Origin of the sequence: Bartonella mastomydis (assembly GCF_900185775.1) — a bacterium.
Taxonomy (GTDB): Bacteria; Pseudomonadota; Alphaproteobacteria; order Rhizobiales; family Rhizobiaceae; genus Bartonella; species Bartonella elizabethae.
The window spans coordinates 181,558-195,789 of sequence record NZ_LT883137.1 but is presented as its reverse complement, the minus strand read 5'-3'; the positions used below and the strand labels follow the sequence as shown (position 1 = coordinate 195,789).

The 14,232-nt window shown below is 41.5% G+C and carries 12 protein-coding genes and 3 pseudogenes; 13 read left to right on the top strand and 2 right to left on the bottom strand.

Going from position 1 to position 14,232, the window contains the following annotated elements; all coding sequences use genetic code 11:
- The first annotated feature begins 130 nt into the window (after positions 1 to 130).
- The 8 genes and pseudogenes from FJG96_RS01575 (at position 131) to ybgC (ending at position 5,032) form a co-directional block, all read left to right on the top strand.
- Positions 131 to 649, top strand: coding sequence for a DUF1465 family protein (locus tag FJG96_RS01575; RefSeq protein ID WP_005774594.1), 519 nt, complete (start codon positions 131 to 133; stop codon positions 647 to 649).
- Between the two features lie 24 nt (positions 650 to 673).
- A pseudogene (locus FJG96_RS01570) lies at positions 674 to 909 on the top strand (DUF1465 family protein); the annotation flags it as partial.
- A gap of 336 nt (positions 910 to 1,245) precedes the next feature.
- Positions 1,246 to 1,481, top strand: a pseudogene (locus FJG96_RS01560) (DUF1465 family protein); the annotation flags it as partial.
- Positions 1,482 to 1,617: 136 nt separating this feature from the next.
- Positions 1,618 to 1,764, top strand: coding sequence for a hypothetical protein (locus FJG96_RS08815; protein ID WP_180338225.1), 147 nt, complete (start codon positions 1,618 to 1,620; stop codon positions 1,762 to 1,764).
- Between the two features lie 378 nt (positions 1,765 to 2,142).
- Entirely contained in the window at positions 2,143 to 2,658 is a 516-nt protein-coding gene (gene ruvC / locus FJG96_RS01555; RefSeq protein WP_139412720.1) for a crossover junction endodeoxyribonuclease RuvC, read from the top strand.
- The gene (ruvA, locus tag FJG96_RS01550) at positions 2,655 to 3,269 is read left to right on the top strand and encodes a Holliday junction branch migration protein RuvA (RefSeq protein WP_005774596.1); all 615 of its coding nucleotides are present in this window, start codon (positions 2,655 to 2,657) and stop codon (positions 3,267 to 3,269) included. The genes ruvC and ruvA overlap by 4 nt, the downstream gene beginning before the upstream one ends.
- Positions 3,270 to 3,282: 13 nt before the next feature.
- Entirely contained in the window at positions 3,283 to 4,374 is a 1,092-nt protein-coding gene (ruvB, locus tag FJG96_RS01545; protein WP_139412453.1) for a Holliday junction branch migration DNA helicase RuvB, read from the top strand.
- Positions 4,375 to 4,591: 217 nt separating this feature from the next.
- Positions 4,592 to 5,032 carry a tol-pal system-associated acyl-CoA thioesterase gene (ybgC, locus tag FJG96_RS01540; protein WP_005774599.1) on the top strand — a complete coding sequence of 147 codons (441 nt, stop codon included), beginning with the start codon at positions 4,592 to 4,594 and terminating at the stop codon, positions 5,030 to 5,032.
- Between the two features lie 570 nt (positions 5,033 to 5,602).
- Here the strand turns inward: ybgC and FJG96_RS01535 are convergent.
- Together FJG96_RS01535 and FJG96_RS01530 are read right to left on the bottom strand one after the other, a co-directional pair.
- The gene (locus tag FJG96_RS01535; RefSeq protein WP_139412452.1) at positions 5,603 to 5,965 is read right to left on the bottom strand and encodes a helix-turn-helix domain-containing protein; all 363 of its coding nucleotides are present in this window, start codon (positions 5,963 to 5,965) and stop codon (positions 5,603 to 5,605) included.
- Positions 5,966 to 6,877: 912 nt separating this feature from the next.
- Entirely contained in the window at positions 6,878 to 7,243 is a 366-nt protein-coding gene (locus FJG96_RS01530) for a helix-turn-helix domain-containing protein (RefSeq protein ID WP_139412451.1), read from the bottom strand.
- Between the two features lie 1,483 nt (positions 7,244 to 8,726).
- On the opposite strand from FJG96_RS01530, the gene tolQ reads away from it, so the two are divergent.
- From tolQ to FJG96_RS08945, 5 genes and pseudogenes are all read left to right on the top strand, one after another.
- Complete coding sequence (gene tolQ / locus FJG96_RS01525) at positions 8,727 to 9,440, top strand: protein TolQ (protein ID WP_005774603.1); 714 nt, start codon at positions 8,727 to 8,729, stop codon at positions 9,438 to 9,440.
- Positions 9,441 to 9,455: 15 nt separating this feature from the next.
- Positions 9,456 to 9,908 (top strand): protein TolR, encoded by a 453-nt coding sequence (tolR, locus tag FJG96_RS01520; RefSeq protein ID WP_139412450.1) that lies wholly within the window; start codon positions 9,456 to 9,458, stop codon positions 9,906 to 9,908.
- Positions 9,909 to 10,016: 108 nt separating this feature from the next.
- The gene (locus FJG96_RS01515; protein ID WP_139412449.1) at positions 10,017 to 11,579 is read left to right on the top strand and encodes a cell envelope biogenesis protein TolA; all 1,563 of its coding nucleotides are present in this window, start codon (positions 10,017 to 10,019) and stop codon (positions 11,577 to 11,579) included.
- 46 nt (positions 11,580 to 11,625) lie between these two features.
- Positions 11,626 to 12,948 (top strand): Tol-Pal system beta propeller repeat protein TolB, encoded by a 1,323-nt coding sequence (gene tolB / locus FJG96_RS01510; protein ID WP_180338233.1) that lies wholly within the window; start codon positions 11,626 to 11,628, stop codon positions 12,946 to 12,948.
- 672 nt (positions 12,949 to 13,620) lie between these two features.
- Positions 13,621 to 13,734 (top strand): annotated as a pseudogene (locus tag FJG96_RS08945) (DUF4102 domain-containing protein); the annotation flags it as partial.
- Between the last annotated feature and the right edge of the window lie 498 nt (positions 13,735 to 14,232).

Here is a 14,232-nt window from a genome sequence, read left to right as displayed (position 1 = left end):
ATTAAAAGAGGTAGTCATTTCAAAAAAAAGCATTCTATACAGCAACAAAAGAAACTTTTTAAGACTCTGTTCGTTGAGTGATATAATATTGAGCGGTGTGGTTTTGTGCTGATCCTTGGAGTATAAAAGCGTGAGCGTACATAAACGTCCTTATGATGAACCTATTATCATGATTGAGCATAATGCTTTTGAAAATGCTTTTAATCGTCTCTATGAAGAGACAATGGCGCTGATTGAAAAAACAGCAGCCTATATCGATTCAGAAGGGAAAGTCGTCGCGCGTTCCCTTTCGACAGAAATTTCTGCACTCTATGCAAAAGAGGCGATGTATTTAAGTACACGACTAATGCAAATTGCCTCTCAACTCCTTCTTCTTCGGGCAGAGCGCGAAGGGGAAATGTCATCAGAACAAATAAAAAAAGAAATCGTCAAAGTTTCCCTTCAGACACCGACATTGGAACTTGAAACCCCTCATTGGAACGAACTCCCAGAAATTTTCCGCCAATTTGTTGCGCATTCATTGCGTTTGGAAGCGCGCATAAAATATATGCGTGCAGGGTGGGAAGCAGCGGCTTCTAGTACTTTAGAAGATGAAAATCCAGTAGGAAAACAAATCGAATTACTCAAAACAGCCTTTGGGCGTTCTTAGAGGATATTCTCTTGGGCTTTTTGCGAAGGGGAAATGTCATCAGAACAAATAAAAAAAGAAATCGTCAAAGTTTCCCTTCAGACACCGACATTGGAACTTGAAACCCCTCATTGGAACGAACTCCCAGAAATTTTCCGCCAATTTGTTGCGCGTTCACTCTCGTTTGAGAGGCGCGCATAAGATCTATGCGTGCGGGGTGGGAAGCGGCGGCTTCCTATCCTTTAGAAGATGAAAATCTGCTGGCAAAACAAATCGAATGACTCAAAACAGCCTTTGGGCGTTCTTAGAGGATATTCTTTTGGCTTTTTGCGAAGGGGAAATGTCATCAGAATAAATAAAAAAGAAATCGTCAAAGTTTCCCTTCAGACACCGACGTTGGAACTTGAAACCCCTCATTGGAACGAAATTCCAGAAATTTTCCGCCAATTTGTTGCGCGTTCACTCTCGTTTGAGAGGCTTGCATAAAATCTATGCGCGCGGGGTGGGAAGCAGCGGCTTCGTATCCTTTAGAAGATGAAAATCCGCCGGCAAAACAAATCGAATGACTTAAAACAGCCTTTGGGCGTTCTTAGAGGATATTCTCTTGGGCTTTTTGCGAAGGGGAAATGTCATCAGAACAAATAAAAAAAGAAATCGTCAAAGTTTCTCTTCAGACACCGACATTGGAACTTGAAACCCCTCATTGGAACGAACTCCCAGAAATTTTCCGCCAATTTGTTGCGCGTTCACTCTCGTTTGAGAGGCGCGCATAAAATCTATGCGTGCAGGGTGGGAAGCAGCGGCTTCCTATCCTTTAGAAGATGAAAATCTGTTGGCAAAACAAATCGAATGACTCAAAACAGCCTTTGGGCGTTCTTAGAGGATATTCTCTTGGGCTTTTCGTGAAGGGAAATGTCATCAGAACAAATAAAAAAAGAAATCGTCAAAGTTTCCCTTCAGACACCGACATTGGAACTTGAAACCCCTCATTGGAACGAACGCCTGAAATTTTCGCCAATTTGTTGCGCGTTCACTCTCGTTTGGAAGCGCGCATAAAATCTATGCACGCGGGGTGGGAAGCAGCGGCTTCTAGTACTTTAGAAGATGAAAATCTGCTGGCAAAACAAATCGAATGACTCAAAACAACCTTTGGGCGTTCTTAGAGGATATTCTTTATAATGTAAAAAGACCCAGTGGCGTATATACCATTCAGAGAGGAGAATTTTTGCCATTGATATATCAAACCCTCTCTGCACGCTTGGAATGGTTTAATCATTATGACATTGAAGATGAGATAGAAGGGGCGTTTTATACTTTTCTTTTGCTTACTTGTCAGGTGTGAGGGGTTTTGTTTGATGGCATTTTTAGTCTTATAAAGCTGCTGTTTGTTCGGGTGTTATAACACATAAACTCATGACGCATGCTCCTCTTTTTACGGGTTTTATGTTTTACTGCTGTTTTCTTTATGGGCGAGCCTTTATTCAAAAGGGGGAAAAGTGTATAAACTAGCGTTTATGGCAGAGACGATTCGTATTATAGGCATTGATCCCGGATTACGGTATACTGGATGGGGTGTTATCGATCTTGCGGGTAATCGTCTTCAGTTTGTTGCTGCAGGGACAGTTTCTTCCGATGTAAAGTGTGATTTGGCTTCTAGGCTCTGTCAAATCCATAAAGGTCTTTCAGAGGTTGTGCATCAATTTATGCCTCATGAAGCTGCAGTGGAACATGTGTTTGTCAACAAAGATGCGACAGCAACTTTAAAACTTGGACAAGCGCGTGCGATTGCGCTGCTGGTTCCGGCTCAGGCAAAGTGTCCTGTTTTTGAATATGCACCCAATAAGGTGAAAAAATCAGTTATTGGCGTTGGACATGGGGCGAAAGAACAAATTCATATGATGGTAAAAGTTTTACTTCCACGGGCTGAATTTGATAGCAATGATGCCGCTGATGCCCTTGCGCTTGCTCTTTGTCATAGCATGCATCGTAAGAGGATTGATCAATCTTATCAAGCAAGGATGGTGATATGATTGGCAAATTAAAGGGGACGCTTGAACATATCTTTGAAGATTATATCATTCTTGATGTTCATGGTGTGGGGTATGTTGTTTTTATCTCAAATCGGTTGCGTCCTTCTTTGCCTTCTGTTGGGGAGGCGTTAAGCCTCTTTATTGAAACGCATGTTCGGGAAGAGGCAATCCGCCTTTTTGGTTTTGCAACAAGAGCCGAACAGGAGTGGTTTTGTATGCTCCAAAATGTTCCAGGGGTCGGGGCTAAGGTGGCTTTGGCAATCTTGGGGACTTTATCGCCAGATGAACTCGCACAAGCTATTGCTTTAAACGATGGGGCGATGATTAGTCGAGCGCCAGGCGTTGGTAAAAAAGTCAGTGAAAGAATTGTGGGTGAGTTGAAAAGTAAAACGCTTCCCTTTGAACAGGCGGTCAAGACGGTTTCAATTCCGCAGCATGAGAGGGCTGACCAACCTGCGCAGGATGCGCTTTCCGCGTTAATGAAGCTAGGCTTTGAACGTGAGCAAGCAGCTCGGGCTCTTGCTCTGGCGATGAACGCCCTTGAAGGGGAAGCTGTTTCTTCTGCTCTCTTGATCCGCCATAGTCTCAAATTGCTTTCTTCTCCTACTTGAAATTAAGGTAACAATGCATAAAGATGAAGATCAACGCCTTTTAGGGGCAGCGCCCCTTCCCAACGATCCGGATCGTTCCTTAAGACCACAAGTTCTCGATGATTTTATTGGTCAAGAAGCGGCGCGGGCTAATTTAAAAATATTTATTGAAGCTGCAAAAACTCGGAAAGAAGCGTTGGATCACGTTTTGTTTGTAGGACCACCGGGATTGGGAAAAACAACGCTTTCACAGATTATGGCAAAAGAATTAGGGGTTAATTTTCGCTCTACTTCAGGACCAGTCATTGCTAAAGCAGGCGATTTAGCCGCTCTCTTGACCAATTTGGAAGAACGCGATGTCTTGTTTATTGATGAAATTCATCGCTTAAATCCAGCGATTGAAGAAATTCTTTATCCAGCTATGGAAGATTATCAACTCGATTTGATCATTGGCGAGGGGCCAGCAGCACGCTCGGTTAAAATTGATTTGGCTAAATTTACTTTGGTGGCAGCAACCACACGGTTGGGGCTTTTGACCACACCGCTTAGAGACCGTTTTGGCATCCCTATTCGTCTTAATTTTTATACGATAGAGGAATTGGAATATATTGTGCAGCGTAATGCGCGGCTTTTTGCCGTCAAGATCAGTGATGATGGCGCCCATGAAATTGCACGTCGAGCACGTGGAACCCCGCGTATCGCTGGACGGCTGTTACGGCGCGTTTGTGATTTTGCTTTGGTAAAACGAGCACAACAAATTGATCGAAAAATCGCCGATGAAGCGCTTTCGCGCCTTGAGGTGGATCATCTTGGGCTTGATCCGCTTGACCGGCGTTATTTGCTGCTGATTGCGGAAACTTTTTTAGGAGGACCGGTAGGCATTGAAACCATTGCGGCTGCTTTATCAGAACCACGCGATGCGATTGAAGATATTGTTGAACCGTATCTTCTCCAACAAGGTTTTATTCAAAGAACGGCTCGTGGACGCATTCTGACCGAAAAGGCGTGGAGCCATTTAGGACTTGCTGCGCCCGCTTCAACGTCGATACAAAAGCGTACGCAACTTTCTGATGCTCAAGATAATGCATCACTTCAGGCAACTTTATGGGATGGGGAAGAGGATTAAGGCATCTTTTTAATAAGAATTGTGCGGATGATTTATCGCAAGCTCTTATAAGGATAAGAAGAAAGCCTCTGGTTCTTGTGTTTTCACCGAAAAGGTTTAGAACGATAGGGGGGGATTTTGTGCTTTTTCTTTTCACAACTTCAACACAAAAATATGTTCAATCTTTTGATTGATAAACAATTTTCTAACTTAAATGATTTTATGGGACACGAAGTCAATGACAGAAGTAATGCCTTTCAAGAGTGATCATAAAAATGCTTTTCATAATTTTCAAGTGCGCGTTTACGTGGCTGATACAGATTTTTCCGGTGTGGTTTATCATGCGCGTTATCTGGAATTTTTTGAACGGGGACGTTCAGAATTTTTACGGGAAACAGGTTTTAATAATAAAATGTTAGCTGCAGGAGGGGAGGGGGAAAAACTGTTTTTTGTTGTGCGTCATATGGAAATTAGTTTTTTACGACCAGCCCAAATTGATCAGCTTTTAGTTGTTAAAACACGTGTTAATCATATCCAAGGAGCACGTTTTTTTATGGAGCAGTCAATTGTGCATGAGGCAACCACGTTGGTAACGGCAAAAGTTGAAATTGCTCTGATTAATGAAGAAGCAAAACCGCGACGTTTACCCAAAGAGCTGTTTGCAAAAATGCTTGGTTAAAACTCTTACATGTTGAATATAGAACAGTTTTATTGATAATGATAAGATAGGGTTATTCAATTTAAATGAGAGCCTGTGCGTGTTGTAAAATTTTCTCATTTCGAACTCTTTTGTGAACTCATCAAAATCATTTTCTTGTCACAGGCAGGATTGATGGGTGGAGATAAAAAGGATTGAGAAAGGCATAAAATGCCTTTTATAAAGCGTTTTAAGTGCCAAAATTTATTGCAAATTTTGAGCTGGGAACGCTTTATCCTATCATGCCGTAAAAAACTGCTCTTTGGGGCGGTGATCGTTGGGTAATGTAAGGGGCTTTTTGTGCGCGTGGGGGGTGAATATTTTGAAAGATTTGCGGGCTGGGGAACACTTTTTTTGAGAGAGAGTGATACTCCTGTGAAATAATCAGTTGAACAATCCGCTAGCATCAGAAGCCAGCGTTTTGACAGACCAGTGTTTATAGAATGGTGCGGAGGATAGTTTCGTTTGCTGATTTCTGTCAAAATGAAAAAGCGTGAAAATGTGGATCTGTAAGAATGAAATAAAGGATTGGAGCTTTGTGTGTGCTTTTGCCTAATCGGAAATTAACCACCAAATTGCCTTTTGTTTTTTAGGGTGGAGTTCTCTAAAAGTTTTCAAAAGGGTGTGTTCTTTTTCGCTATAGATTTCTTGATCATCGTGTGAGAGATTTTCTGGAATGTTTTCTTTTGAAATATCTGCGTAAAAAAAGTTCATTGGAACTTTCAGTAGGTTAGCAATTTCTAGCAAACGTCCTGCGCTTACACGATTCAAGCCTTTTTCGTATTTTTGGATTTGTTGGAAACTGACACCTAAAGAATTCCCTAATTCTTTTTGAGAAAGCTTCATCGATATTCTTCTATGACGAATTCTTTTGCCAATAGAAACATCGTTAAAATGTGAATTTTTGGTTTGCACTTTGTGTCCCCTCCGGTTGCGAGCGCCCTCGCATTGGTATTCCGGGAGTAGTAAAGGACTGAATCCGAGTCAGCTTTTTTGCTTTTAGTGCTTTTGGCACCTGGACATAGCAAAAACTCCCGGAATCCCGGGATACCCACAAAAGTAGGCACAATTATACGCTCGGATTTAGGGCTTTACTAACCCTCTTGATCGGTGCGTAGACGATCAAAATATCTTTTAAGTGATAAAGTACTTTCAAGAGATTGGCAAGATAAATTAAAGCATTAGCTATTCTATTATACTGTAAAATGGGGTTGTTTGAGAGGCGGGGATCTGAAGCCAATAGAGGGAATTCGCTTTAAGGAAAGCTGGTGTGTTGACGGATTATTGTTTGCAAAACGGTGCGAGGATTAGTTTCGCTTGCTGCTTTGAGAAAGCTTCACTGACATTCTCCGATGACGAATTCTTTTGCCGATAAATATCGTTAAAATGTGAATTTTTAGTTTGCATGTTAAGTCCCCCCGATTGCGAGCGCCCTCACATTATTGGTATTCCGGGAGTAGTAAAGGACTGAACCCTAGTCAGCTTTTTTGCTTTTAGTGTTGAGAAACACTTGGACATGGCAAAAACTCCCGGAATTCCACATACTCGAAAAGCGGGTTTATTTTTACGTTAAAGCTTAGATTTTTCAGAGCTCTTTTGATTATCGAGTATGCGATTAAAACACCTTTTAATCCCTAAAACCATTTCAGAAGATTGGCAATAAAAAACGGCTTTTTTCATGAGAGGCGGGGTGTTTACAAGTCATAAAGCGCTACAATGAAGGTTGTTCTTTTACCAAATTCCCATGAATGCTTATTGAAGAGAGCATGTAGGCTCTATGAGTGCGTATCGCGTTATAGAGAATGTGTTGTATGCTATCGCATGATGTTAGTTTGCATTCTCATCCATGATGAGTTGTAAAATAGCTTTTTGTTTTATCAAAGTGAGCATTCTAAATCTTTTGAGCAGCAGGTATTCTTCAGTGTTCGAGATGACTTCATCGTAATGGTATGGAGTCTGTTGTTTTGACATGATCTCCGCATAAAAAAAGGCAATCGGAACATTCAAAATATCGGAAATTTGCATTAAACGCCCCGCGCTTACACGATTTAAGCCGTTTTCATATTTTTGAATTTGTTGGAAACTTACGCCTAAAGCATCCCCTAAGGTTTTTTGAGACATTTTCAGCATTTTTCGTTTTAAGCGAATTTTTTTGCCGACCAAAAGATCAATATTAAGATTTTGAGATTGCATTGCTCCCCACCGGTTGCGAGCGCCCTCGCATGAGTATTCCGGGAGTTAAAGGTACTGAGCTCTAGTCAGCTTTTTGCTTTTAGTGCTGAGATGCACCTGGACATAGCAAAATCTCCCGGAATCCCGGGATATCCACAACAGTGGATTTATTTGTACGCTAGAGCTTAGGACCTTTAATCCCTCTTGATCGGTGCGTAGACGATCAAAATATCTTTTAAGTGATAAAGTACTTTAAGGAGATTGGCAAGATAAATTAAAGCATTGGCTATTCTATGATACTGTAAAATAGCGCTGTTTGAGAGGCGGGGATCTGAAGCCAATAGAGGGAATTCGCTTTAAGGAAAGCGGGCGTATTGACGGATTATTGTTTGCAAAACAGCGTTGGGATGAATATTTCGCTTGCTGCTTTGAGAAAGCTTCATTGACATTCTTCTATGACGAATTCTTTTGCTTGATAAGAAATATCATTAAAATGTGAATTTTGGGTTTGCATGTTAAGCCCCCGCCGGTTGCGAGCGCCTTCACATTATTGGTATTCCGGGAGTTAAAAGTACTGAACCTAAATCAGCATTTTGCTTTTAGTGCGTAAGACGCACTTGGACAGTGCAAAATCTCCCGGAATCCCGGGATATCCACAACAGTGGATTTATTTGTACGCTAGAGCTTAGGACCTTTAATCCCTCTTGATCGGTGCGTAGACAATCAAAATATCTTTTGATTGATAAAGTACTTTAAGGAGATTGGCAAGACACCTTAAAACATTAGCTATTCTATTATACTGTATATACTGTAAAATGGGGTTGTTTGAGAGACGGGGATTTGAAGCCAATAGAGGGAATTCGCTTTAAGGAAAGCGGGTGTAGATTATTGTTTGCAAAACGGCGTGGGGATAGTTTTGTTTGCTGATTTCTGTCAAAATGAAAAAGCATAAAGGCGTGGATCTGTAAAAATTAAAAGGAAGTTTTGGGGCTTTGTGGGGGGTTGAGAGATGGGATTGCAGAAACTTTCGTTCTTTGAAGGGGAGAGAGATTAAGAATATTTTGGGTAGGGTTTTCCCGTAAAGACTTATGCAAGTGAACCGCATGAGTGGTCAGCCGTAAGAATCTGCTAAGAGAAGTCAGATTGTTCACACGAGACCGGTGCGGGGTGGAATTTTCATCCTGTAAGGTGAGGGGGGAAAGTCAAGATGGTGGAGCGTTCTTTTCATAAACGGGGATTGGGTTGTATCCTTCATAGGTATTGATGAAGGGGGAGGCTTTAGGGTGATCTTGGGTGATCTTGCATAAATGCCTTTGTGAGAGAGGTGAGGTGTCTTGAGAGATGTCTTTGATGATCACTTTTTAAAGAAATTTAAGAAACAGGTCTTGTTTTAGTGCATGGATTTATGTGAGACTGAAATTTTTTACTTAAATTTAGAAACTATAAAACAATCTGTTTTATAAAATTTTAAGAAGTGCACCTTTCATTTAGAGGGACAAAAATTATGCCGCATGGTGAACTAATGAATCCGGAAACAATGGGAATATTGCATTTGTTTATGCAAGCAAGTCTCGTCGTTAAAGTTGTTATGGTTGGGTTGCTGCTTGCTTCCGTCTGGAGTTGGGCCATTATTTTTGATAAAATTTTTACCTACCGGAGAATACGGCGTGAAATCAAGCAATTTGAACGGACATTTTGGTCAGGCAAAGCGCTAGAAGATCTTTATGTCACCTGTAAGAGTCACCGTACCAATAGTATATCTGCTGTTTTTATGGCAGCAATGGCTGAATGGAAAAAATCTCTTGAAAAAGGAACCCATACTTCGATCAGTTTGCAGAGCAGAATTGATAAGGCAATGGATCTGACGCTGGGACGCGAAAGCGAAAAAATAGAATCAAAATTAAGTTTTCTTGCGACACTGGGATCTGCAGGACCCTTTATTGGTCTTTTTGGAACAGTGATTGGTATTATGCAGTCTTTTCTTTCTATTTCAGCTTCTCAAAATACCTCTCTTGCCATTGTCGCACCAGGAATTGCAGAAGCACTTTTGGCAACAGCTATTGGTTTGTTTGCAGCAATTCCAGCCGTTATTGCCTATAATAAATTGACCCATGAAAGCGCGCGCATCATTGCACAAATAGAAAATTTTGCCGATGAATTTTCAACAATTGTTTCACGGCGTCTTGATGAAACACGTACAGCACCTTCCTCTTTATAAAAAGGAGCTTATCCCATGGGAATTTCAGTTTCTTCTTCTTCTCAAAAAAATACACGGAGACGGCATCATTCACGAAGCCACCTGATGAGTGAGATTAATGTCACCCCTTTTGTGGATGTCATGCTGGTGTTGCTTATTATTTTTATGGTCTCAGCCCCCCTTTTGGTGAACGGTGTTCCTTTGGATTTGCCACGCAGTCAAGCGGGTCCCGTCCGCGCGCAAAAAACGCCTCTTACAGTTTCACTGGATGCGCAAGGGCGCTTTGCCATTCAACAAGATTATTATGAAAGTTCACAAGCGTTGATTGCACAGCTTAAAGCTCTTCTGGAAGCGGATCCTACACAAAAAGATCAACGAATTTTTGTGCGGGTTGCTAAAACTGTTGAATATCAACAAGTCTTAAAACTACTCGCAGATATTCAAAAGGCAGGGTTTTCTCAAGTTGCGCTAGCAAGTCTAGCACAATAAGTAACGGACAATAACATGGTCCATAACTATTTGTTTTTTAATGTTTTTAAAAGAGTGCAGCGTGATTAAAAGTGAAAAAAATACAAGGGTTCAATTAAGGCATAAAGAATGAACAAAGACTCCTATCATAGTATGAAACGAGGCTTGGTTTTATCCCTTGTGGTCCATGTTATTTTGATCAGTTGGGGCGCCGTTCAGTTTACAAACTCTGTTTCTTTGCCACAACCCTTGGAAGCAATTCCCATCACTCTTGCGCCTATAAGCGAAGAATTTTCCTCTCAACAAGGCGCCGTGGAAGCGCCACTCCATGCAATTCCTGCTGTTAAACCAACCACTGCCCCCCAAGAGATAGAAGATGCTCGCCATATTGGAGAAGGACAACGAGATAGTCTTGCGCCTTTTCAGCCAAAGGAAAAACCGCGTCCCGTTGAGACAACACCGCCGCCGCCAAGCGAGCACGCATCGGAAATATCCGAACCTACGGAAACAACAGAAGCAAAAACAGAAGAGATTTCAAAAGCAGCAGAGGAGGCGTCAAAGCTTGCGCCGGAGATGCCTTTGAAAACACTGGAGGAAACCCCCAAGCTTGCGCCGGAGATGCCTTTGAAAACACTGGAGGAAGCCCCCAAGCTTGCGCCGGAGATGCCTTTGAAAACACTGGAGGAAACCCCCAAGCTTGCGCCGGAGATGCCTTTGAAAACACCGGAGGACCCCCCCAAGCTTGCGCCGGAGATACCTTTGAAAACACCAGAGGAAACCCCCAAGCTTGCGCCGGAGATGTCTTTGAAAACACTGGAGGAAACCCCCAAGCTTGCACCGGAGATGCCTGTAAAAGCACCGGAGGAAGCCCCCAAGCTTGCGCCGGAGATGCCTTTGAAAACACCGGAGGAGACTCCCAAGCTTGCGTCTGAGATGCCTGTAGAAGCAGTGCAGGAAACGCCCAAGCTCGCACCTGAAATGCCTGTAGAAGCATTGAAGGAAGCGTCTAAGACTGTGTTTCAGCCTGCGCACAAAAATGAAAAGAGGGTATTGCCAAAAGAATTAGCTCCAACGGTACAAAAGGCACCAGCAGAGCAGGTTGTGTCTCAAGTGCCTAAAATTGCACTTCCAGAAAAACCTCTTCTTCCCCAGTTTAAACCAAAATTTAATGAAGAATTTCCAAGGAAGAATGAGGCTGCATTGAAGCAAAAGACGTCAAAGCTTAACAAGAAAAATCAAGAGAAACAGACGATCGAAGATATTTTGGCACTGGAAGAAAATAATTTGCTCAATCGTGCGCGCTCACAAGGAGGGGGAGCAAAACGTTCTCATACACCAGAAGCAATGGGGGCAAGAAAAAATATCAATGATACCACAAAAATGGCACAAACATTGGTCAGTATCGCAGGGGGTTGTATTCAACAGAAGCTTAAACTTGTAGCGCTTGGTGGCGATTTAAAAAACCGTCCCATTGTGCGGTTGCGTTTTTACTTAGACCGTGAAGGGATGGTTATGGGGGATCCTATCATTGATCCCGTAAGCGGTCTTGAGAGCCAACAGGCGATTATGATAAGGCAGGTGTATGCGGCTGTCTTTTCATGCCAACCTTATGCAGATCTTCCTCGTGATCAATATGACCTGTGGGGGCAGGGGTTTGACTTTAATGTTGACCCTCTCCAAGAAATAAGATGATAAATGAGAGAAAATAAATTCGCTTAATGAAAGGACACATTCCATGATGACTATAACAAGACATAAATTTTTTACTTGGTTTATTGTCACTTGTGGTGTGTGGCTTTCAAGTTTCTCATCGGCTTATGCGCAATTGAAAGGAACAATTTCCAGCGCTGATTTTAATCCCATTCCCATTGCAATTACAGATTTTATCTCCAATGATTCGATTGGGTTGAAAATATCTGCTGTGGTGACAGCCGATCTTGAACGCTCGGGGCTTTTTTTACCGCTTGATAAGGAACATTTTTTTGAAAAAATTTCTAATCCGAATAAACAACCGCATTTTGCTTCGTGGCAGAAAATAAAAGCGCAAGGTTTGGTGACGGGACAAGTCATGAGAGAAATCGACGGACGCTTGAGAGTCGATTTTCGTCTATGGGATGTTTTTGGACAGCGACAATTGAAAGGACGGCGTTTTTATACCGCGACAGAACGTTGGCGGCGTGTGGCCCATATGATCGCTGATGAAATCTACAGTGAAATGACAGGAGAAAGTGGCTATTTTGATACAAGAATTGTTTTTATCGATGAAACAGGTCCCCAAAATGCACGCATTAAACGTCTAGCCATGATGGATCAAGATGGCGCAAATTTGATTTATATGTCTGATGGAAGTGAGTTGGTGCTTACACCACGCTTTTCACCAAAAAGGCAAGAAATCACCTATATGGCTTATGAGGATAATCAAATCCCTCATGTTTATCTCCAACAAATTGAAATGGGACAAAGAGAGTTGATTGGAACGTTTCATAACATGACAATTGCGCCGCGTTTTTCTTCTGATGGACAAAAAGTCATCATGAGTTTATTGCAAAATGATGGAAGTGCAAATCTTTATACTATGGATTTGCGGACCCGTACAATGACGCGGTTGACAACAACTTCCGCCATTGATACCTCTGCTTCTTATTCACCAGATGGAACACAAATCGTCTTTTCCTCAGATCGGAGCGGAAAGCCGCAAATCTATAAAATGAATGCCGATGGCAGTGATATTCAGCGTATTTCTTCAAATGAAGGAAGTTATTCGACACCCATTTGGTCGCCAAGGGGTGACTATATCGCCTTTACAAAACAATTAAGCGGACAATTTTCTATCGGTGTTATGCGTCCTGATGGACAAGGAGAACGAATTTTAACCACAGGGTTTCATAATGAAGGACCGACTTGGGCCCCCAATGGTCGTGTGTTGATGTTCTTTCGTAAAAACCCCGGTATGGGACCCAAAATCTATACCATTGACATTACGGGACGCAATGAACGTCAACTCCCTACACCCAATGATGCTTCCGATCCAGCATGGTCGCCATTACTCAATATACAATAAAAAAATGCTCGATAAAAAAATAAAAACAGAAAAGAAATATCAGTCTACACAATCTGAATGGTCTTTAATCAGTTTGAAAAACGCACTTGTGAGAGGGGGCATGGGGGCTATCAATTTCTTCCAGCATCGGCTATCGTTTATCGATAGTCGAATTTTCTTGAGACGAAAACGTTTTTTAAAAAAACAATTTCTTGAAAAAAATAGAGCTGTTTGGGGAGCTCTAGATTGCCTTTATTCTTCAAACTGTCGCTATAGAACTTTTTGACTTCCTCTCTGATTTGCTTTGCTTAAAGTTCAGCCATTGCTGCTATAAAAACGGCAGATATGCTATTGGTATTCAGATTTTTGTTAAGAAGGTTTTCTCTGCTATCCTACTGATGTGTTTGCACAAAACACGAAAAGAAGCTCTATGGGGAAATCCTATCTTAAGACGATGGAAAGTGTCCTTTAAAAAAATATGGAATGCCTCTAGAAATTTTTAGGCGTCATAACAGATACAACTTATTGATTTATAATGATAATATAGCGTTATTTAACTTGAATAAGAACCTTTAAATAGCGTCAAATTTTCTTATTTCAAATTTGTTTATCTTGAATCAATCAAAATCACTCGCTTACATGTTACAAGCGGGATGAGTGTGTAGATAAAAATTGTATAAGACAAGGACTAAAATGCCTCTAATGAATCGTCTCAATGCAAGGGGTGTTGCAACATTGGGCGCTGGAAAATATAATGATGAGGCCTCCTTTTTACTCCATAAGTGTAAAGAGGGCGGTGCACAATGGAATAAGTGAGCATCATGCAAATCTCTCATGTTGCAACTGCCTTACAGACTTTGAGACAGTTTGTAAGGGGTATTTTCTCCTTTAAGTTTTACGCGTCACACAGGCATTTTCTGTTGAAAAATGGGCAAGTGTATAATTTTAATTGATGCACCATACACACAGATTTTAAATAAGAAAATTTGACACTATTTAAAGGTTCTTATTCAAGTTAAACAACGATAGATTATCATTATAAATCAATGTGATAAGCTTTCTGCTTTCAGTTCCAAGTAAATTTCATGTGTGAGGAGAAGAATGCGTCTTTAAGAAAATCCGAATTGTTTACAGACCAGATCGGGGTGAAATTTTTATCCATTAAGGGGAAGAGAGGGGACTTTTAAACAATAAAGAGAGAGGCGCTAGAGGAATAACCTTTTGGGTATGTAAAAAGCCGTGAGATGATAGAGTCTTGGCTTTTATCATCAGAATTGTTTGAGTGTTCAAGGAAGCTTGCTTTAT